Source organism: Marinobacter sp., assembly GCF_041984545.1.
Taxonomy (GTDB): Bacteria; Pseudomonadota; Gammaproteobacteria; order Pseudomonadales; family Oleiphilaceae; genus Marinobacter.
Window position 1 is genome coordinate 1 of record NZ_JBHIXV010000037.1, and the last position, 20477, is coordinate 20477.

A 20477-nucleotide genomic window follows, 5' to 3' on the forward strand; every position below is an offset into this window, starting at 1 on the left:
CGGAACAGCGCCCGTCAAGGCGCTACGCGCCATGCCTGGCGCACCACAAAAAAGGCCGCTGTCTGCAGCGGCCTCTCTCCAATGATTCAAGTACGGCTCCTGCTAGCGGGTGCCGTACACCACCATGGTCTTGCCCTTGACGCGCACCAGCCCCTGATCTTCCAGAGTCTTCAGGACCCGGCCCACCATCTCCCGGGAACAACCCACTATGCGGCCGATTTCCTGGCGGGTGATTTTGATCTGCATGCCGTCCGGGTGCGTCATGGCATCCGGCTCCTTGCACAGGTCCAGCAGGGTACGGGCAACGCGGCCAGTCACGTCCAGAAACGCCAGGTCGCCAACCTTGCGGGTGGTCTGGCGCAGACGGGACGCCATCTGCTCGCCGATGAAATACAGCACCCGGGGGTCCTGCTGTGCGATTTCCCGGAACTTGGTGTAGCTGATTTCCGCCACTTCGCACTCGGTTTTGGCCTTTACCCAGGCGCTCCGGGAGTCCATGTTGTCGAACAGCCCCATTTCACCGAAGAAATCGCCGGCGTTGAGGTAGGCCATGATCATTTCGCGGCCGTCGTCGTCTTCGATGATGACGGTCACCGAACCCTTGACGATGTAGAACAGGGAATCGCTCTTGTCACCGGCGTAGATAATGGTGCTCTTGGCTGGATAACGGCGGCGATGGCACTGCGAAAGGAAATAGTCGAGATGCTTGGTTTTCTGCTCAACCGGCTTGACGATAGTGGCCATAATGCGAGTCGTGCCTCCTCAGATGCTGGCGGGTCCCAGTGTTTTTTTATTCACCCGGCTTTCCCTGCGGGTTTGGTCATTTTTCTTGCAAAACTGCGCAACTTATAACAAGAAGGCCTGTTCCGGGCAACCGGAAAGAGTATACAACATGTATCCGGGGGCAACCTGCCCGGCTGCCCACCGGCGCCGGTTGTGCTAGCATCCCGGCTCATATCGTCGTTATCCGGGCCGGCGCCACAACCGACCCGCGCAACCACCAGGGAGAGAACCCCATGAAAGCAACCGTCGACTGGACCGGCAACGCCAGTTTCAGAACCACCAGCGGCAGTGGCCACAGCGTGCAACTGGACGGCCCGCCGGATCACGGCGGTGAAAACCTGGGCCCGCGCCCCATGGAAATGCTTCTGATGGGGCTGGGTGGCTGCTCCTCATTCGACGTGATGAGCATTCTCAAGAAAAGCCGCCAGGAAGTGACCGCATGTCACGCGGAGCTGGAGGCCGAGCGGGCCGATGCGGTGCCGGCGGTTTTCACCAGGATTCACCTGCACTTCGTGGTTACCGGCCACAATCTCAAGGAGAGCCTGGTGAAGCGCGCGGTAAGCCTGTCGGCGGAAAAATACTGCTCCGCGTCGATCATGCTGGAAAAAGCGGGCGTGGAGATCAGCCACAGCTACGAGGTTCATGAGGCCGGCGCAGCATCAGAAGCCGGTGCCTGAGGCGAGGCCCAAAGCCGTGCTCCGGGGCGGCCGCCACGCCCGGAGTGCAACGGAAATCACGGATGCTAAAATGTCCCTGCGAATACTATTCAACATCACCTGCGGTGTGCATAATACGCACCCTCTCCGCCGGTCTGCGCAAAAGGTGAACAACCCGGTCAGTAGTCGGTGGCGGCCTCGGCAGGACACAACAGACAGCGTCCTGAAGACATTCATCTCCACGATCGGGAGGGGCTGAGCATGGAATCAAAACTCCAGCTGCATGGTTTCAACAATCTGACCAAATCCCTGAGCTTTAACATCTACGACATCTGTTATGCGCAGACCGAAGAGCAGCGCCTGGCCTACATTGATTACATCGACGAGATGTACAACGCCGAGCGTCTGACCCAGATCCTGACCGACGTGGTCAAGATCATTGGCGCCAACGTCCTGAACATTGCCCGCCAGGACTACGAGCCCCACGGCGCCTCGGTTACCATGCTGATTGCCGAGCACGAACTGACCAGCGGAGAGGAGCCAGACAACGAGGAATCCCCCGGCCCGCTACCCGATACCATTGTCGCGCATCTCGACAAGAGCCACGTGACCGTGCACACCTACCCGGAAAGTCACCCCCACGACGGCGTGAGCACCTTCCGGGCCGACATCGATGTCTCCACCTGTGGCCTTATCTCGCCGCTGAAGGTGCTGAACTACCTGATCCACAGCTTCGACTCGGACGTGGTGACCGTGGATTACCGGGTGCGCGGTTTCACTCGCGATGTCGACGGTACCAAGCATTACATCGATCATGACATCAACTCGATCCAGAACTATCTGACCGAGGATACCCAGAACGCCTATCAGATGATCGACGTGAACGTGTACCAGGAAAACCTGTTCCACACCAAAATGATGCTGAAGAACTTCAACCTGGATAACTACGTCTTTGGCGTCAATGCCAGCGATCTCGACCCGAAGGAAGCCCAGTCCATCGAGGACCGCCTGCGTCGGGAAATGCTTGAAATCTTCTATTCCCGCAACGTGGAATAACCGGTGATCGAGTGGTGGCCGGGACCGGCCACCACAGATCCTTCAGTTTTTTTGATCCCACCCGCCAGATTTCTGCGTTTTATTCTCGCCTCCTGTCCCGTTCTAATAGTGTTATTGGCTAACGAGAGGAGGACATCATGACCCAGCGTTCCCTGAAACAGACAATCCCGGCCCTGGAAACCTCCGATGGCGCTGGCGTACGCATCAAGCGTTCCATCGGCCAGCACCAGAGCATCCGCCTGGACCCGTTCCTGATGCTCGACGAATTCGGCTCGGCGGAGGCGGCCGATTACATCGCCGGCTTTCCTTCGCACCCCCATCGCGGCTTCGAGACTGTCACCTACATGATCGAGGGCCACATGCTGCATGAGGACCATCTCGGCAACCGCGGTGACCTGCGCAATGGCGGCGTGCAGTGGATGACCGCCGGTCGCGGCATCATCCATTCCGAGATGCCCCAACAGGAGGAGGGCGTGATGCGCGGGTTCCAGCTCTGGCTGAATCTGCCAGCGGCCGAAAAGATGGTGGAAGCGGGTTACCGGGACATCCAGCCCGAGGAAATCCCGGCCATCGCATTCTCTGGCGGGACCGTGAAGCTGATCGCCGGTACGCTGCAGGTTGGCGGGGAAACGCACCTTGGCGCCATGCCCGGGCGCAGCACCCAGCCACTGTATGCGGACATTCATCTGGAGCCTGAGGGCACCGTGACGCTGCCGATCCCCGGTACCCACAACGGCATGCTGTATCTTTACGAGGGGACCGCCCAGCTGGGCGAATCGGCCCTGAAACGCAGCGCGGCGTCTGTCCTCGGCGAAGGCGACGAGATCACGTTGTCGGCTGGAGCGGAGGGCGCACGGCTGCTGCTGATCGCTGGCAAGCCCATTGGCGAACCGGTGGTGCAGTACGGGCCATTCGTGATGAACACCCGCGAGGAAATCGAGCAGACACTCAGGGATTACCGGGACGGTCGCCTGACCGCCTGAGCCGCCTCCGGCGCTCAGGCGAAGGGCTTTCTGGCCATCAGCCGCTGCACCATGGGCCTGACAATCAGGTCCATGGCCAGCGGCATTTTTGTGCCCGGGATCACCAGGGTGTCATGGCGAGAGAGGGTGCTGCCGGGAATCACCTGCAGAAGGTACGAGAAGGAGACTTCCGAGGTATCCCGGAACCGGATCACGATCATGCTTTCGTCTTCGGTGGGCACGTCGCGGACGACAAACGGGTTGGACGTGTCCACGAGCGGAATACGCTGGAAGTTGATGTGGGTATGGGAGAACTGGGGCACGATGTCGTGCACGTAGTCGTCCATACGGTTGATGATGGTCTCCACCACGGCTTCCTGGCTGTAGCCCCGTTTGTGGGTGTCCCGGTGAATCTTTTGGATCCACTCAAGGTTGACGATGGGCACCACCCCGATCAGCAGGTCCACATACTGGGCGATGTTGTAGGTGTCGCTCACCACACCCCCGTGCAGGCCCTCGTAAAACAGCATATCGGTTTCCGGTGGCAGCGGGCCCCAGGGGGTGAAGGTTCCGGGTTTGTGGCCAGCGGCAACCAGGTCCCGATCCTCGTCGTGCACATACTGGCGATAGCGGCCGTTGCCGGTGTGGCCGTAGTCGTAAAACAGGGCTTCAAGCTTGTCGATGTGGTTGGCCGCCAGGGCGAAGTGGTTGCGCTCCCCGAACTGGCCCTTGGCCGCCAGCCGGGCCATCTGCTCGCGGTTGTAGCGGTGAAAGCTGTCGCCACTGACCACCGCTGCCCGGATCCCCTCGCTGGCAAAAAGCCGGCTGAAGATCTGGCCCGTGGTCGTGGTACCGGCACCGGAGGAGCCGGTGACCGCAATGATGGGGTGACGTTTTGACATAGGGGCAGAGTGCCGGATTCAGGTGAGACTGTCGAGCAGTCGGGGTTTCTCGACCACGAAGCCCTGGGCGTAGTCCACGCCGAGCTGGCGAAGCATATCCAGCACATCCCGGGATTCCACCTGGGAGGCGATCACTTCCCGGTTCATGTAGTGGGCCATGTCCACCATGGACCTGACCATGGCGCGGTCGGTCTCGCTGCTGGCCACCTGGCCGGTGAAGGCGCTGTCAATCTTGATCAGGTCCACCGGCAGCGAGCGCATGAACTCGAAGGAGCTGGGGCCGCTGCCGAAGTTGCCCAGGCAGAACCGGCAGCCGAGCTCTTTCATTTCCAGGATGAAGTCCGCCACCGACTGCACATCGGTGATGGCGGAGGCCTCTGTCAGCTCGAACCACAGCCGCTCGATGGGAGCATCTTTCTCGCTGAGCTTTTCATAGATGAACTCCAGCAGCGACTGGTCATTCATGGAGTAACCCGACAGGTTGATGCACACGCCGCCGAAGTGGCGTGGATCCGGCGCCTGTTCCCGAAGCCAGTCCAGCATATGGCCGACCACCCAGCGGTCCACCGCCTGCATGCGGTCGTAGCGTTCGGCCATCCGAACGAAGTCCCGACCGGTGATCAGCGTGCCTTCGTCATCGTACATGCTGATCAGCACCTCGTACTGGGCAGCCATACCGGCACCCTGGTGCAAAGGGATGATTTTCTGACATCTGAGCAGCATGCGCTCTTCGTTGAGGTTGCTCAGGCTCGCCACCTTCGCGGCAATCTGCTCCTGGCGCGCCTGGTCGCCGGCATCCAGGGTGTATTCCGACACCTTGCCGTGGCCCTTTTGCCGGGCTGCGCCTAGCGCCTGCTCAGAGGCCCTAAGCCACCGTTCCGCACTCACCAGGGCCGGCAGGGTTGGTACCACCCCGACACTGGCCGACAGCCGGTAAGTGCGGCCCTCGAAACTGAATTCGGCCTGTTCGATCGCCTTCACCAGCCTCTCTGCCGCGGTGACCGCATTTTCAGAGGGCACCAGCATGGCAAACTCGTTGCCAGCCAGCCTGGCCACGGGCATGCCATCCCCCACGTGTTCCCGCAGAATGTCCGCCACCCGCTTGAGGGTCTCATCGCCAGCCTGGTAACCGGCCGTGTCGTTGAGCAACCGGAACCGACGCAGGTCCAGGCGCACCAGCGAGCGTTCATCCTCCTGACGGGCCAGCTGCTGGTCCAGCATGCGCTCGAACTCACGACGCCCGAGCAGGCCGGTCAGCTCGTCGTGGGTGGACGCCCAGGACAGCTGGTCGTATACCTTGCGCACCATCCGGTCGATGCTCTCGTCCACTAGCGGTCGCTCGTACTGGTTGTCCGGCACGATGATGCCCTTGCGCATTTGCCGGGCCAGGGCCTCCAGTTCCAGCTCTACCACCCGCATACCCTGGTGGTTGACGAACACAAAGCGGCTGAAGCCCCGGGCAATCCACACCAGACGAATGTATTGCGGCTCGTCCGGTTTTTCCTGATCCCGCAGCCAGTCGCCGGTGCGCAGCTGCTGGGCCCGGTTGATCCAGCGCTGCAAGCTGCGCTGTTCCCGCTCCGAAAGCTGAACGGTGCCGGGCTTTTCCGGGCGCGCCGAAGGTACTTCCACCAGTTCCGGCGACTGGTCCGGTCCACGCACCAGGAACTGCTTGAGTTCATCCCGGATCTGCGACGACGGCATATGGTTACTGGAAATGGACGCCAGGCCGTCCTGGATCACCCGCAGCAGTTCCGGGAGGTTGATCGAGCTGTTGGGGTCGTCCGCGAACGCCAGCAGGGAATCAATCACCGACAGGTAGTCCTGCCAGAGCTGGCTGTCCGGCCCCTGACGAATCCAGGTCAGCGACAGCAGGTCGCGCCAGCCGCCATCGAGCAGACTCACGATGGCCCGGGGCACCTTGCGGCCACCCAGGCGCTGGTCCAGCACCTCGGCAACCGCTTTCTTGGATTCCGCCACTTTCTGGGCACCCTCCGCGGCGGCGGTTACCCGTTCCACATTGCGACGGTACACCAGGTTCTGGCGGTCGATCAGGGTATCCAGCTCCTGAACCGTCTGCTCGAAGACCCCGGTGTCCTGTTCGAAATCCGTAGTGATCCGCTGGATCAATTCGTCAACCCGGCGTTGCACCACCGGGTTGATCCGACCACCCTTGACCCCCAGCTGCGCCAGCCGGTTCATCACGCCCCTTACCGGGCTATCCTGATCGTCAAAAAAGCCCGGATCGCGCATGACCACCCTGAGCACGGGCACTTCCAGTTGGCGCATCCGCTGCTGGGCGTATTCACTGAGCTTGGGGCTCTCCACCACGGAGCGGAAGAATCGGTCCACCACATCCAGGGTGCCCTGCTGCTCCTCGTCAAGACGGGTGTCGCCACTCTCACGAACCTTCTCCACCACTCGCTCCCTGAGGGGTGCCACCGCTTCACCGGCCTCCGGCACTTCGACCTGCAGCTGTTGGAGTTCCCGTTGCAGCTCGCCCGATGACAGGGGCCGGGCATTGGGTGCAAACGGCAATGGCTCCGGATCGCCCCGGGCCACCCGACTGGCACTCAGCGTGGTGAGCAGGTTACGAACGGTGGCAAACGCGGTCTGGGCCGCCTGCGCGTAACCCTGGAACTCGCTGCCCAGGCGGCTGGGCTTGCGGCGAGTAGCGGCTGCCTTAGCAGTCGCTTCGCTGCCTGCCGAAGTCTCGGCGACCGGAGTTTTCAGCGAGGCGTCCGGTTTCTTCTTCGGCGGCTCAACTGGCTCGGATTTGGTGCCAGACTGTTCGCTGAGGTATTTGCTCAGATCCAGGTCCGGCAACACGCCGTGACGGATCAGAATGTCATTCAGTTCCTTGTAAAGCGGTCCCAGCTGCTGAAGCACGGTCTGCTCGAACACCTTCAGGCAGACTTTCTCGACCTCCCTGGGCGCCTTGAGCTGGTTCAGGCCATGATGGAAGGCTTCACAGACCAGCGATGGCCCCAGCGGATTGTGATGGCCGGTGGCATTGGCAATGCCGAGCTTATCGAGCCGGAGCTTGAGCTGGAGCAGATCGCCGCGATAGAGGGTATCGGCCTTGGTGACCATCACCCGAATGGTCAGCCAGTCCTCGAACTCGCCTTTGTCCACCACCGACAGTTCCGAGCCGGGAAAGCCCTTGGGTGTCGGTTTCAGGGGCGACTCGAGGCTCTTCGACATCTGGTGCCAGATGACCCGCTGGCGGGCCTGGATCTGGCCAGACGCATCCATGTATTCGTTGGCCTGCTGATCATTGGCTGCCTTCTGGGCCGCCAGTTTGAGCGCCTCGACCATTTTCACGAAGCATGCGTCCATCAACGGTTCGATATACTGGGTGACCGCCTTGGCCGACTGGTGCAGGACAAACTGGATTCGATCGCTCGGCGCTCGCAGGGAGGAGCGATCCTGTGTTCGGGAACCGCCGCACAGCTGCAGCATGGCATCGACGGCCTGCGGGTTGGGCCGGCTGAAATGAACCCCCATGGCACCATCAATGCGCCTTACCACGCCCACGTGCAGCTCATGGCGACGGGCGCCGTCCAGGCCGCGGAAGCGGATGATCAGCTCCGACGGCGTTTCGGTGGCGAAAACCCGGTCGAGTTTGCGTGATGTCTCCGTGGAATAACGGACAAACAGGCCCTCGGCGCAGAAATCGGCAATCTGGCACGGCCATGACTCGCCGGTTCCCAGATCAATCTGCGCGGCGAGCTTGATGGGTTGACGGGGGCTGCTACGACGTTCTCTAGGGTCCATGTATACCTGATATCTCGCAAAGCCGGACGGGTCTGTGGGTCTGCTGCCCGCTACCGACTTACGTCCCTAACACTGGGGTGGATGCCACCTGCTACTATCCAAGCCATGGCGTTACGCTCTGATCCATGGCATTACTATAGCGGTCCGGCCCCCTCGGGCAAAACAACCCTCGATAACATCCTGACCTATGAAACAGCTTAGTCAGATCTATCTACTTTTGCTACTGGTAACAATGCTTAGCGGGTGTACGACCTTCGGCTACTACAGCCAGGCCGTCACCGGTCACCTGTCTCTCATGATGGGGGGCGAACCGGTGCAGGCGCTCATCCGGAATCGGGATACACCCGACGACCTGCGCCAGCAGCTGGCCACTGCCCAGTCCGCCCGCGCGTTTGCCGCCAGGCACCTGGCATTGCCGGTCGGCGACGCCTTCACCGACTACGTGGAACTGGACCGGCCCTGGGTTGTGGTCAATGTGGTGGCCACCCCCGAGTTCTCGCTGGAGCCGCACCAGTGGTGTTACCCAGTGCTCGGTTGCCAGGCTTACAGGGGCTACTTTGACCTGAACGACGCCCGAGCCGAGCAGGCGCGGTTCCAGGCCCGGGGCTTCGATACCTTTATCGGCGGCGTGACCGCCTACTCGACCCTGGGCTGGTTTGACGATCCCCTGCACTCCGGCTTTACCCGGCTACCGAAGGCGCGCATGGTGGCCCTGATGTTCCACGAACTGGCCCATCGAGTGGTATACATTGGCGACGATACTGCCTTCAACGAAAGTTTCGCGACCGCTGTCGAGCTGGAAGGTCTGCGACTCTGGCTGCAGGAACAGGGAGAGCCAGAGCAGTTCGAGCGGGCCCTGGACCGGATCCGCCGGCGCAACCAGACCCTGGCCCTGGTGGACCACACCACCGAGCAACTGGAAAGCCTGTACGCGCGCCAGGGCTCCCTGCCCGAAGAAGCCATCAGAACTCGCAAGGCGGAGGTCTTCGAAGACCTTGAACAACGGTATCAGGAGATGGTGGCTGAATGGCCGGAGCCTGGCCCCTTCGGCTCACCGCCGCTGGCCCTGAACAACGCCCACCTGGCACTGTTCCGCCAGTACAACCAGCACCTGCCGGCGTTCCGCCAGCTGCTCAGGGAGAACGACTACCGTTTTCCGGAGTTCTACAAAGAGGTAAAACGCCTCTCCGAGCAACCCGCCGAACTGCGGGCACAGCAACTCTCCGCCCTGTCAGAGCGGTTTGACGAACACCTTTGAATTGCGCTGGGTATTGTAGGAGGCCAGTTTCGGGCCCGGCAGGGACTGCACGGTGGAGCCCTGGAAACCGCGCTCGCGGAACCAGTGTTCGGTCTGGGTGGTAAGCACGAACAGCTTTTGCAGCCCGTGCCCCCGGGCCAGCTTCTCGACCATGGCCAGGATCTCGTCGCCGCGCCCGGCCCGGCGATACGAAGGATCCACCGCGAAGCACGACAGCTCGCCAGCACCTTCCTCCGGGTAACTGTACAGGGCGGCACAACCCACGATGGTGCCGTCCCGCTCGGCCACCACAAACCGGTCGATTTCGGTTTCCAGCATTTCCCTGGACCGCCGCACCAGAATGCCCTGTTCCTCCAGGGGCTGGATCAGCTCCAGGATACCGCCAATATCCTCTACCCGCGCCTGACGGATCTGCTCGTAATTGTCGCCGCTGACCAGGGTGCCGGAGCCATCCCGGGTGAACAGTTCCTCCAGCAGGGCGCCGTCGTCCACGTAACTGATGATGTGAGCCCGACGTACCCCTTTCACGCAGGCGTCGCAGGCAGCGCGCAGCAGCGCGGCGTCGTGTCCGGTCACCGCCCCGGAAGCCAGACGCTCGGATGCCTGACGTGCCGACAGCTCCCGGATCAGCGAGCCGTCTTCCTCCAGCAGGCCCGGATCATCAATGAACACAATAAGCTTTTCCGCCTGCAGCGACGCCGCAACCTGGCTACCCACATCCTCGTAAGAGAGGTTGAAGGCATCCCCCGTGGGGGAATAGCCCATGGGGGGCAACAGCACAATATGGCCCTGCTCCAGCAGCTTCTCGATGCCGGCCACGTCCACCCGACGCACCTTGCCGGTGTAACCGAAGTCCTTGCCGTCGAGTACACCCACGGGCTTGGCCGCCACGTAGTTGCCGCTGCTGACGCGGATGCGGGCGTTGTGCATGGGCGAGTTCACCAGCCCCATGGACAACTGGCTCTCCAGATAGGCGCGCAGGCCGCCGATGGCTTCCATTACCATGCCCAGCTGATCTTCCGGGGTGATGCGCAGGCCCCGGGCAAACGACGATTCGGCGCCGGCGCTGTCCAGCCGCGCCTGGATCTGCGGGCGCGCCCCGAAGGCCACCACCAGTCGCACACCGAGGCTGCTGAGCAGGGCAATGTCATGAATGATGTTAATGAAATTGCCATGCTCAATGGCATCCCCCGGAATGGTCAGCACCACCGTACGGCCGCGGTGGGCGTTGATGTAGGGGGATGAGTGGCGAAATCCATGCAGCCAGTCGTTTGATTTCAAACCTTTCTCCTGGTTATTCGTTATCCGCTAACAGCCGGGCATCAATCATCGGGAGTTCGCCGAGTCCTGGCGGGGAGGTTTGCCAAAACACGCCCGTAAATACGTCCCTGTAGGGCTCGGTCGCGCCATCCCTGGCGCTCCACGGTTTTGGCAAACCTCCCCGCCAGGACTCTCCGCAGACTTTCGCGTTGCCGGCGCCAGTGTTAAAGACAGAATTTCTGGATGAGTCCCCTCAATACCTTCACCGTCGGATCCAGCTGCGACAGCTCTATAAATTCGTCGGGCTGGTGGGCCTGGTCGATGGAGCCAGGGCCCATGACCAGCGTCTCCAGACCCAGTTGCTGCAGCCAGGGGGCTTCCGTGGCAAAGGCCACCGCGTGGGCCGTGTGGCCCGTCAGCTGTTCACAGGCCTTGACCAGGGCGGCGTCGGCCGGGGTTTCGAACGGCGGCACACCATCGAACAGCGGTTCGAATTCCAGCGACAGCTCCCGGCGCTCGGCCACTGGCTGCACCTTGCTCAGGATCGCCTGACGCAGGGTTTCCATGTTCATGCCCGGCAGTGGCCGCAGATCAAAGTGCAGCTCGCACTGGGCGCAGATGCGGTTCGGGTTGTCGCCACCGTGAATGCAGCCGAGGTTCAGGGTTGGTACCTGCACCTCGAAGTTGGCGTTCTGGTACTTTTCCTGCCAGCTTGCGCGAAGGGCCAGCAGTTCGGTCATAGCTTCGTGCATGCCTTCCATCGCGTTGCGGCCCAGCGCCGGGTTCGAGGAGTGCCCGGACTGGCCCTCGAACTTCAGCCGCTCCATCATGATGCCCTTGTGCATGCGCACCGGCTTCAGACTGGTGGGCTCGCCAATGACCGCATAGCGGGCCTTCGGTTTGCCGGCCTCGGCCAGCGCCCGGGCGCCGTTCATGGAGCTCTCTTCGTCGGCAGTGGCCAAGATGATCAAAGGCTGCTTCAGGGGCTGATCCACGAACGCCCTCGCCGCTTCGATGGCCAGGGGGAAGAAGCCTTTCATGTCGCAGGTGCCCAGACCATACCAGCGGTTGTCCCGCTCGGTCAGGGTGAAGGGGTCGCTCTGCCAGCGTTTGTCGTCAAACGGCACCGTATCGGTGTGGCCAGACAGCACCAGCCCACCCGGGCCGCTGCCCAGGGTCGCAATCAGGTTGAACTTGCCCGGCATGCCGGGCACTTCCAGTATCTCCACGGCAAAACCCAGAGCCTCAAGCCACTCGGCCAGGGTTCGGACAACCGGCTCGTTGCTGTGGTCCCATTCGGCGGAGGCGCTGCTGATGGACGGCAGCGAAATCAGCCGGGCAAGCATGTCACGGATGCCCGGCACCGTGGCAGATGAGTTATCGGACTGCGACATAGTTTCCTCTCAAATTCCCCCTGGAATCATTGTGCACGGCCACGCCGCCATACTTCAAAGTTGGTGATGGCACGGATCAGCATGGGATAGGCCACCTCGCCGCCGGCAATCACCCGGGCGACTTCCAGCTCCCGTTCTCCGACACTGACCAGTCGACCTTCCACACTGTTGTCATTAGAGAGCGTGACCCGGACCTTGCGCCCGACCCACTGACCGGCGGTGTCGAGGGGTTCCGGATACCAGGCCTCCACATCCGGATTTTCCGGCTGTACCACTGGCTCCACGGCCGTCTCCGGGAGTACTTCGGCGGTCGGCGCCACCTCATTGAGATAGACATCCGGCACCTCAGAACCATTGTAGCGGACCGGCCAGCTGTTACCGGCCTGGCCTACCTCGTCGGTACGCACCGAGATGCCCAGCAGCGCCGCCTCCGGCCGGATGGAGAGGATAAGCTCACCCCCTTCCAGCAACCATTGCCGGTAGAGCGCCTTCAACTGGTCGCTCGGCGCCAGGCCACGTGCCGCCAGACCGCCCTCCAGGGCCTGCACCGCTCGCGCGGCCCACTCGGTGGCAGACACACCCACCTCCCGGGCACAGTAGGCAGCGATGCGGCGCATCAATCCGGCATCCCGCACGGTCAGGCGCATCGGCTCGCCGGCATCGTCGATGGCAGGCAGGGTATCGGTAACCTGCACCCGGGAGCCGGGCCAGTTCAGCTCAAGACTGCCGGTGCTGAGGGTATTGAGTTCGGCCTGAAGTCCTTCCGGGCTCTGGCGAATAAAGGCTTCACCGGTAAGACGGGTGACGCCCATCCGGATAAGGTCGCCACTGCCCAGTTGCTGGCGAGGATCAGGCGCGCAGGACAGCATGAACAGCGGCGGCTCGTCGTCGCTGTTGGGGCCTTCAGCGGTGACCCAGTTGCGGAGCATGGTCGGCTCCAGGTCCAGTTCCAGCCCCTCCAGGCTCAGCGCCCAGCTCCCGGGCAGGCGGGTAGGGTCGATCAGGGCTGAAAGCAGGCTGACCGGGGAGCCCGCATCGAACTCCACCTTTTGGATGTCGAGGGGCTGGGTCAGCTCGAAATCCTGCCAACTGGCGTCGTTCAGGACCAGGCGTCCATCAACCCCGGAGCTGATACTGCCCCGATGCAACACACCGGATGCCTCCAGGCCCGTTCTGAGCTCCGCCAGGCGCTGATCCGCCAGCCACCAGACGCCGGCCTTGAAAGCGACCAGGCCGACCACCACCACAATCACCAGCGTCGCGAACAGGCGCTTCATCCGGGTGCTCCTTATCGGACCGTCAGTTGCGGGAAATCAGCGTGCCCACGCCCTCATCGGTAAAGATTTCCAGCAGGCAGGCATGGGCAACCCGACCGTCAATGATGTGCGACGTGCGCACGCCGTTCTCCACCGCGCTCAGGGCACAACGGATCTTGGGCAACATGCCGCCGTGGATGGTGCCATCCTCGATCAGGTCGTTGACCTGCTTGGCGGTGAGCCCCGTCAGCACCTTGTCTTCCTTGCTCTTCAGGCCCGAGACGTTGGTCAGCAGAATCAGTTTCTCCGCCTTCATGGCTTCGGCCACCTTGCCGGCAACCAGATCGGCGTTGATGTTGTACGAGGCCCCGTCCGGACCCACGCCAATCGGCGCAATCACCGGGATCACATTGCTGCGGGTGAGCATGTCGATCACATCGACATTCACGCTCGCCACTTCGCCCACATGACCGATATCGATTATCTCCGGACGCTCCAGCTCCGGTGAGCGGTTCACTACCTCAAGCTTGCGGGCCCGGATCAGGTTGGCGTCCTTACCGGTCAAGCCAACCGCGGTGCCACCGTGGGCGTTGATCAGAGAGACGATCTCCTTGTTAACCTGGCCGCCAAGAACCATCTCCACCACATCCATGGTTTCGGCATCGGTCACCCGCATGCCATTGACGAAACGGGACTGGATATTGAGCCGTTCCAGCAGCTCGCCAATTTGCGGCCCGCCGCCGTGCACAACGATCGGGTTGATGCCCACCAGTTTCATCAGCACGACGTCGCGAGCGAAGCTGCTCTTGAGATCCTCGTTTTCCATGGCGTTACCGCCGTACTTGATGACCACGGTCTTGCCGGTGAATCTCTGTATGTAGGGCAGACCCCGGCTTAATACCGAGGCCACCTGCATTGCGGTTTCACGATCCAGTGCCATGTTCCTGCCTTCGCAATCCTGATTGAATGGGTTACCCGGGGTTTTCACCCCGGAGTCAGAAATCCGTGACCACGTCCGGTGCCACCTTCTGCAGCTGTTCCCGGAAGACTGTCTTGATGCGCTCCAGAGCCGCCTCGGTCTCCGCTTCAAACCGGAGGACCAGCACCGGGGTAGTATTCGAGGCGCGACACAGGCCCCAGCCATCTGCATAGTCGACCCGGATGCCGTCGATGGCGCTGATGTTGCCATCGCCGAATTCGCCGGTCTCCGCCAGGCGCGCAACAATGTCGAACTTCGAGCTTTCCGTCACGTCAACGTTGAGTTCGGGCGTGCTGATGTCCTCCGGGAAATCCTCGAAGACATCATCACTGTGACGGTCCTCGATACCGAGAATTTCCAGCAGGCGAGCAGCAGAATACAGGCCGTCGTCAAAGCCGTACCAGCGCTCCCCGAAGAAGATATGGCCACTCATCTCGCCGGCCAGCAAAGCCCCGGTTTCCTTCATCTTGGCCTTCATCAGGGAGTGGCCGGTTTTCCACATGATCGGACGGCCGCCTGCCTCGGAGATCACACCTGCCAGGCGCCGGCTGCACTTCACGTCGTACAGGACGTCGGCGCCGGGATTGCGGGACACCACGTCCCGGGCGAACAGCATCATCAGACGATCAGCCCAGATGATCTTGCCGGAATTGGTCACCACACCCAGGCGGTCTCCGTCGCCATCAAACGCGAGGCCGATATCCGCTTTTTCCGAGCGCACCCGCTCAATCAGATCCGCCAGGTTCGCCGGCTTGCCCGGGTCCGGATGATGGTTGGGAAAATCGCCATCAACGTCGCAGTACAGGGGGATCACCTCGCAACCCAGTTCCTCGATCAGCATGGGGCCCAGCTCGCCCGCGATACCGTTACCGGCATCCACCACCACTTTCAGGGGCGCGGCAACCGCGATATCGCCCACAATCCGGTCGAGGTAAGCCCTGCGCACGTCTTCATTGCTCTGGCTGCCCTGGCCGCTGGCGAAATCACCAGTCTGTGTGCGCTGGTAGAGTTTCTCGATGGCTTCGCCGGAGAGCGTTTCGCCGCCGAGCATGATTTTCAGGCCGTTGTAGTTGGCCGGGTTGTGACTGCCGGTAACCATAACGCCGGAACCCGTGCCAAGCTCGTGGGTAGCAAAGTACAGAACGGGGGTAGGCACCGCCCCAACATGGATCACATCGCAGCCGGTCGACATCACACCCCGGGCCAGTGCATTGGCAAGCTCAGGACTGGAATGCCGGCCGTCATAGCCGATACAGAGCCGGTCAACCCCTCGCTCCCTGGCCTCGGAACCGATGGCCCGGCCAATGACCTGTACTCCCTCGGCGGTCAGGCTATCGCCGACAATTCCGCGGATGTCGTAGGCCCGGAAGATATCGCGAGACAGCGCCACTTCTGGTAATGCTACTTCCTCAACCTCGGGCGTGTCCTCGGAGCCGAAGACGGTATCCTCGCCGCTACCAAAACCGAGTACGTCCTCGTCTCCGTCAAGCATATCAATGTCCAGCATATCCTTGTCCTGGAACAGCGGCTCGTCTGCGCCTTCGGTGCCACCGGGCCTGGGCTTCGCTGCACTGCCCTTGGGCCTGGCCGATTCGCCGGCCTTGGCCACGCGCTTATCGACCACCTGGGACAAGCGGAACAGCACCTCACCGGTTGACGCCGCCATATCCCAGCGGAACGCCGGCAACTTTACCCGCTCGCCACTGAACACCTTGTGGGCCCACTGAATGAGAACGCTCATGTCCTGGCGGAGGCCCTTCTGGGCGCCACCGAGCAACACCCAGACCACAATCGCCGCCAACAGGCCGGGAACGCCAACCAGCAGGGCCAGCAGGACAATATCAACCGGTGGCTGCGGGCTCCTGGCCGGGGTGTAGGTTACTGTCCAGTCGGGGTTGGTCAAGGGGCGGGACGCCGCCGGGCCCGAGCCATTGCCACTGCTGATCACGGTGCGCGAAGTGCCGGAGACGGTCTGCACCAGCGCGAGCTGGCCACCGAGGGGCTGGTTGACCACTTGCAGCAGCGGCTGGATGCGGGCGGTATCGAAAATCACCAGCAGGCTGCCAATAACCGCCTTGCTGTTGGGATTGCGCACCGGCGCGGCCATCTGTACAAACCACCGGTTATCCCGCGGGAAGGCGTCTGGATAAAGCGGTTGCCCGGTCTCGGCCCGGCGCGCCAACTCCAGCCCGGAAAAGCCCAGAAGGCCCTCTCCGCCGGCGGTCCTCGGGATCTCCCGATAGGGGAACAGGTGAACCGCCTCAATACCCGGCAAGGCACTGAGCAACTGGCGCTCGGTGGCATCAAGGTTGCCGGTGGTCGTTAGCGCCGCCCTTACATGGGGCTGGCTGGCGAGCCCGCCGACGCTCTGCTGCAACTGTTCAAAGTACTGGTTCAGACGAAGGGCGGCGGCGTCCACCTCCAGCGTCCGGAGAGATTCGAGTCGATCCCGGGCCGAAGGCTGCACCACCATAAATTGCAGCAGCGCAATCGCAAGCACGCCGGCCAGAAGAACCACCAGCGACTGGTTTACCGCCACCGAATTGAGCCGCTTGAGCTTTGGGCCGGCTGGCTTGGCTTTGCCTTTCTTGCCCGTCGTCTTGTCCGGTTTCCCGCTCACCGACGCCTCGGCCGTCTTCTTCTTACCCAGCTTCATAGTCCATCCTGCAGTTGTAATTTTTTCGTCCTGGACAAACAGTTATCCGCAAAGTATAGACGCCGGCCCCCTGTTCTGCGTGGCCGGCCAGTCAATCACGCCGTGCCGGTGGAGCCGAAGCCACCGTCACCGCGGGCACTGGCATCGAATTCCGAGACCACCTCGAAGTCGGCCTGCACCACGGGCACCAGCACCAGCTGTGCCAGACGCTCGCCCACGTTCAGGGTGAACGCGGTCTGGCCGCGGTTCCAGCAGGACACCATCAGTTCGCCCTGGTAGTCGGAATCAATCAACCCCACCAGGTTACCCAGCACAATCCCGTGCTTGTGGCCCAGGCCACTTCGCGGCAGGATCATGGCCGCCAGCGACGGGTCGGCAATGTGAATGGACAGCCCGGTGGGGATCAGCTGGGTGTCACCCGGGGCCAGGGTCACCGGTTCTTTCAGGCAGGCGCGCAGATCAAGACCGGCGGAGCCTTCCGTTGCATACTCCGGAAACGGGATCTGGTTGCCGATGCGGTCATCGAGAATTCGTACCTGCAGATTTTTCCTGGTCATGGGACATCCTGTTGCAATGGCTGCTGAGAGACCTGTTAAAGACGCTCGGCGATCATTGCGATCAACCGCCGGGCAATGCGTGTTTTGGTATCCGGCCCGATCGATTCCTGGCCGCCGGGCCAGAACACGATCACCGCGTTGTTCTCGCTGTTGAAGCCCAGGCCGGGCGCGGAGACATCGTTGGCGACAATCATGTTCAGTTTTTTACGTTGCAGCTTGTCGGTGGCATAACGGGCCACGTCGCTGGTTTCGGCGGCAAACCCGACAGTAAAAGGCGCATCTGCACGACCGGCAACGGTGCCCAGGGTATCCGGATTGCGCACCAGGGGCAGCGACATGGCTTCACTGGATTTCTTGATCTTGTCGTCGGCACAGGTTTCCGGGCGGTAGTCGGCCACGGCCGCCGTCGCGATGAACAGGTCGCAGCCTTCATCCACCGCGCCCGAGGCCTCACGAAGCATGTCTTCGGCCGTCATTACGTGACGCACCTCTACACCCGCCGGGGGCGCCAGGGTGACCGGACCGCTGATCAGCACCACCCTCGCTCCAGACTGCCTGGCAGCGACGGCCAGTGCATAGCCCATCTTCCCCGAACTGTGATTGCTGATGTAGCGCACCGGATCAATCGGCTCCCGGGTGGGGCCGGCGGTAATCACCACGGTTTTGCCGAACAGGGCCGCACCGTCGCCCGAGGCGCCCTGCTCCTGTACCCGCTGGGCAAGCGCCAAGGGCTCAAGCATACGACCAGGCCCGGTGTCGCCGCAGGCCTGATCACCCTGGTCCGGCCCCCAGAGTTCGATCTGGGGATCCTGCTCCAGCAACCGGAGGTTTCTCTGGGTGCGGCCATTGCGCCACATGGCCTGGTTCATGGCGGGGGCGACGGCAATCGGGGCTTCGGTGGCGCAGCAGACGGTGGTCAGCAGGTCATCGGCCATGCCCTGGGCCAGCCGGGCGATAAAATCGGCAGACGCCGGGGCGATGACCACCAGATCGGCCCACTTGGCCAACTCGATGTGCCCCATGCCGGCCTCGGCTTCCGGATCCAGCAGTGAGGTTCGTACCGGTTCGCCACTGAGCGCCTGGAACGTCAACGGGGTCACAAACGCTTCCGCGCCCCGGGTCATCACCACGCGAACCTCATGGCCCGCCTTTTTCAACTGACGAACCAGGTCGGCACTCTTGTAGGCGGCAATGCCACCCGTCACTCCCAGGAGGATCTTTCTGGCGGCCATGAAGGCTCCGATTCCATATGAAAATAAAGGCTTATAAGATAGCATGCTCTGGCCGGCACAACAGCCCGGTTAGCCCGGCACAGACCAACAGATTGTCCGTTTTTCGGTAAACGACGCCATACCCGGAGCAGGATGCCCCGGTTCACACCTGACAACGCAAGGAAGCCGATATGCCTCTATCCGACTGGCCCACGGACGAACGTCCGAGGGAACGCCTGCTCACTCACGGTGCCCAGACCCTCTCCGATGCGGAGCTTCTGGCCATTTTTCTGCGCACCGGAACCACGGGCATGCCGGTAATGGCCCTGGCGCGTCATCTGATCGACGAATTTTCCGGGCTGCGAGGGCTGCTCACCGCCTCGCGTCGGCAATTCTGTGAGGTGCGAGGCCTGGGCACCGCCAAGTACGCCCAGGTTCAGGCCGCCATGGAAATGGCCCGCAGGGTCATGGACGAGCCCCTGCGCCAGGGCGATCCGCTGCGGTCTCCAGAGGATACCCGGCGTTTTCTCACCAGCCGGCTGGGCACCTACCCCCACGAAGTGTTTGCCGGCCTCTTCCTGGATAACCGGCACCGGGTCATCCAGTACCGGGAACTGTTCCGGGGCACCATTGACGGAGCTGCGGTGTATCCTCGTGAAGTGGTTCGACAGGCGCTGGAGGATAACGCCGCCGCCGTGATCTTCGCCCACAACCACCCGTCGGGCGTCGCTGAACCCAGTCAGGCGGACATCTCACTGACCCGCCGTCTGAAGGAAGCCCTGGGGCTGGTGGATATCAGGGTTCTTGACCATATGGTTGTGGGGCACGGTGAGGTAATATCCCTGGCTGAACGGGGTTTGATGTAACGCCCGGGCGGCATGAGGTGCGGACCGTGTACACGGGTACCGGAAAACTGGCCAAATTCCCAACAATTTTTTGCGTTGGGGGTCGAGTTCTGGTATAAAAGCGTCCCTTTCTGGCGGCGTCTGGCGAGCAGCGTTCAGTTTAGAGGCGCGAACGGGGGCTGAATGGCACCCGAGCAACCAGAGACGCATTAAAAACGAATTCGTATTATTAAGACCATTGCTCAGGTCGGAGGCAAGTATGTCCAGAGTTTGTCAGGTTACCGGTAAGCGCCCGCTGTCCGGTAACAACGTTTCCCACGCGATGAACCACACTCGTCGTCGTTTTCTGCCGAATCTGCAGAACCATCGTTTCTGGGTTGAGTCCGAGAAGCGCTTCGTGAAGCTGCGTGTTTCCACCAAGGGCATGCGCATCATCGACAAAAAAGGCATTGACGCTGTGCTGGCCGATCTTCGTGCCCGCGGCGAGAAATTCTAAGGAGCCGCATCATGCGCGAGAAAATCAAGCTGGTTTCATCAGCAGGTACTGGTCACTTCTACACGACCAAGAAGAACAAGCGTAACACTCCGGAAAAAATCGAGATCAAAAAGTACGATCCGGTTGTCCGCAAGCACGTTGCGTACAAGGAAGCCAAGATCAAATAATTGATCCGGCGACCTGAAAATCTCTACCGCCCTTGGAAGACTTTGTGAAAACAGACTTTCGGGGGTAACAAATAACCGCGGCATAGCTCGCGGTTATTTGATTTCAGGCATCCTCCAAAGTACACCTGAAAATCACACGTTGGCCAATTCCACCGCCGAAGCTCACATCCAGGAGATCACCTGCCTGGCGCTGGTTGTTTTTTCGGTAGTAACAGGCTATCGGGTTCTACCGCTCTCACCGGGAACATTCCTACGAAACTGC

17 protein-coding genes are annotated in these 20477 nt (G+C 61.8%); 7 read left to right on the forward strand and 10 right to left on the reverse strand.

What is annotated here, in order from left to right; translation table 11 throughout:
- Positions 1 to 102 precede the first annotated feature (102 nt).
- Complete coding sequence (gene crp / locus ACFC20_RS14995) at positions 103 to 744, reverse strand: cAMP-activated global transcriptional regulator CRP (RefSeq protein WP_007153756.1); 642 nt, start codon at positions 742 to 744, stop codon at positions 103 to 105.
- A gap of 272 nt (positions 745 to 1016) precedes the next feature.
- Between crp and ACFC20_RS15000 the strand changes: the two genes are divergently transcribed.
- From ACFC20_RS15000 to ACFC20_RS15010, 3 genes are all read left to right on the forward strand, one after another.
- Positions 1017 to 1460: an OsmC family protein gene (locus ACFC20_RS15000; protein ID WP_374964531.1), complete on the forward strand. Its 444-nt coding sequence runs from the start codon at positions 1017 to 1019 to the stop codon at positions 1458 to 1460.
- Between the two features lie 240 nt (positions 1461 to 1700).
- Positions 1701 to 2495: an adenosylmethionine decarboxylase gene (speD, locus tag ACFC20_RS15005; RefSeq protein WP_091988321.1), complete on the forward strand. Its 795-nt coding sequence runs from the start codon at positions 1701 to 1703 to the stop codon at positions 2493 to 2495.
- A 137-nt stretch (positions 2496 to 2632) separates the two neighbouring features.
- Positions 2633 to 3478 carry a pirin family protein gene (locus tag ACFC20_RS15010; RefSeq protein ID WP_374964530.1) on the forward strand — a complete coding sequence of 282 codons (846 nt, stop codon included), beginning with the start codon at positions 2633 to 2635 and terminating at the stop codon, positions 3476 to 3478.
- Between the two features lie 14 nt (positions 3479 to 3492).
- On the opposite strand, the gene ACFC20_RS15015 is transcribed toward ACFC20_RS15010, so the two are convergent.
- Positions 3493 to 4359: a phosphoribulokinase gene (locus ACFC20_RS15015; RefSeq protein ID WP_374964529.1), complete on the reverse strand. Its 867-nt coding sequence runs from the start codon at positions 4357 to 4359 to the stop codon at positions 3493 to 3495.
- An 18-nt stretch (positions 4360 to 4377) separates the two neighbouring features.
- Positions 4378 to 8136, reverse strand: coding sequence for a DUF1631 family protein (locus ACFC20_RS15020; protein WP_375193726.1), 3759 nt, complete (start codon positions 8134 to 8136; stop codon positions 4378 to 4380).
- A gap of 187 nt (positions 8137 to 8323) precedes the next feature.
- Between ACFC20_RS15020 and ACFC20_RS15025 the strand changes: the two genes are divergently transcribed.
- Positions 8324 to 9394, forward strand: a complete 1071-nt coding sequence (locus ACFC20_RS15025) for an aminopeptidase (protein WP_374964525.1) — start codon at positions 8324 to 8326, stop codon at positions 9392 to 9394.
- On the opposite strand, the gene argA is transcribed toward ACFC20_RS15025, so the two are convergent.
- From argA to coaBC, 7 genes are all read right to left on the reverse strand, one after another.
- Positions 9368 to 10675, reverse strand: a complete 1308-nt coding sequence (argA, locus tag ACFC20_RS15030; RefSeq protein ID WP_091988338.1) for an amino-acid N-acetyltransferase — start codon at positions 10673 to 10675, stop codon at positions 9368 to 9370. The genes ACFC20_RS15025 and argA overlap by 27 nt on opposite strands.
- A 203-nt stretch (positions 10676 to 10878) precedes the next feature.
- Entirely contained in the window at positions 10879 to 12048 is a 1170-nt protein-coding gene (gene argE / locus ACFC20_RS15035) for an acetylornithine deacetylase (protein WP_374964523.1), read from the reverse strand.
- A 26-nt stretch (positions 12049 to 12074) separates the two neighbouring features.
- Entirely contained in the window at positions 12075 to 13325 is a 1251-nt protein-coding gene (locus tag ACFC20_RS15040) for an acetylornithine deacetylase (protein WP_375193727.1), read from the reverse strand.
- 22 nt (positions 13326 to 13347) lie between these two features.
- On the reverse strand, positions 13348 to 14244 hold the full coding sequence (argB, locus tag ACFC20_RS15045) for an acetylglutamate kinase (RefSeq protein WP_091988346.1): 897 nt from the start codon (positions 14242 to 14244) through the stop codon (positions 13348 to 13350).
- Positions 14245 to 14299: 55 nt separating this feature from the next.
- Positions 14300 to 16939 carry a phosphomannomutase/phosphoglucomutase gene (locus tag ACFC20_RS15050; RefSeq protein ID WP_374964519.1) on the reverse strand — a complete coding sequence of 880 codons (2640 nt, stop codon included), beginning with the start codon at positions 16937 to 16939 and terminating at the stop codon, positions 14300 to 14302.
- Positions 16940 to 17034: 95 nt separating this feature from the next.
- Complete coding sequence (gene dut, locus ACFC20_RS15055; RefSeq protein ID WP_374964517.1) at positions 17035 to 17496, reverse strand: dUTP diphosphatase; 462 nt, start codon at positions 17494 to 17496, stop codon at positions 17035 to 17037.
- Positions 17497 to 17531: 35 nt separating this feature from the next.
- Complete coding sequence (coaBC, locus tag ACFC20_RS15060; protein ID WP_374964515.1) at positions 17532 to 18728, reverse strand: bifunctional phosphopantothenoylcysteine decarboxylase/phosphopantothenate--cysteine ligase CoaBC; 1197 nt, start codon at positions 18726 to 18728, stop codon at positions 17532 to 17534.
- A 170-nt stretch (positions 18729 to 18898) separates the two neighbouring features.
- Between coaBC and radC the strand changes: the two genes are divergently transcribed.
- The 3 genes from radC to rpmG all read left to right on the forward strand — a co-directional run bounded on the left by radC (position 18899) and on the right by rpmG (position 20215).
- Positions 18899 to 19573, forward strand: a complete 675-nt coding sequence (gene radC / locus ACFC20_RS15065) for a DNA repair protein RadC (RefSeq protein WP_374964513.1) — start codon at positions 18899 to 18901, stop codon at positions 19571 to 19573.
- Between the two features lie 238 nt (positions 19574 to 19811).
- Positions 19812 to 20048: a 50S ribosomal protein L28 gene (gene rpmB / locus ACFC20_RS15070; RefSeq protein ID WP_091988362.1), complete on the forward strand. Its 237-nt coding sequence runs from the start codon at positions 19812 to 19814 to the stop codon at positions 20046 to 20048.
- 11 nt (positions 20049 to 20059) lie between these two features.
- Positions 20060 to 20215 carry a 50S ribosomal protein L33 gene (gene rpmG / locus ACFC20_RS15075; protein ID WP_008173465.1) on the forward strand — a complete coding sequence of 52 codons (156 nt, stop codon included), beginning with the start codon at positions 20060 to 20062 and terminating at the stop codon, positions 20213 to 20215.
- The last annotated feature ends 262 nt before the right edge of the window (positions 20216 to 20477 follow it).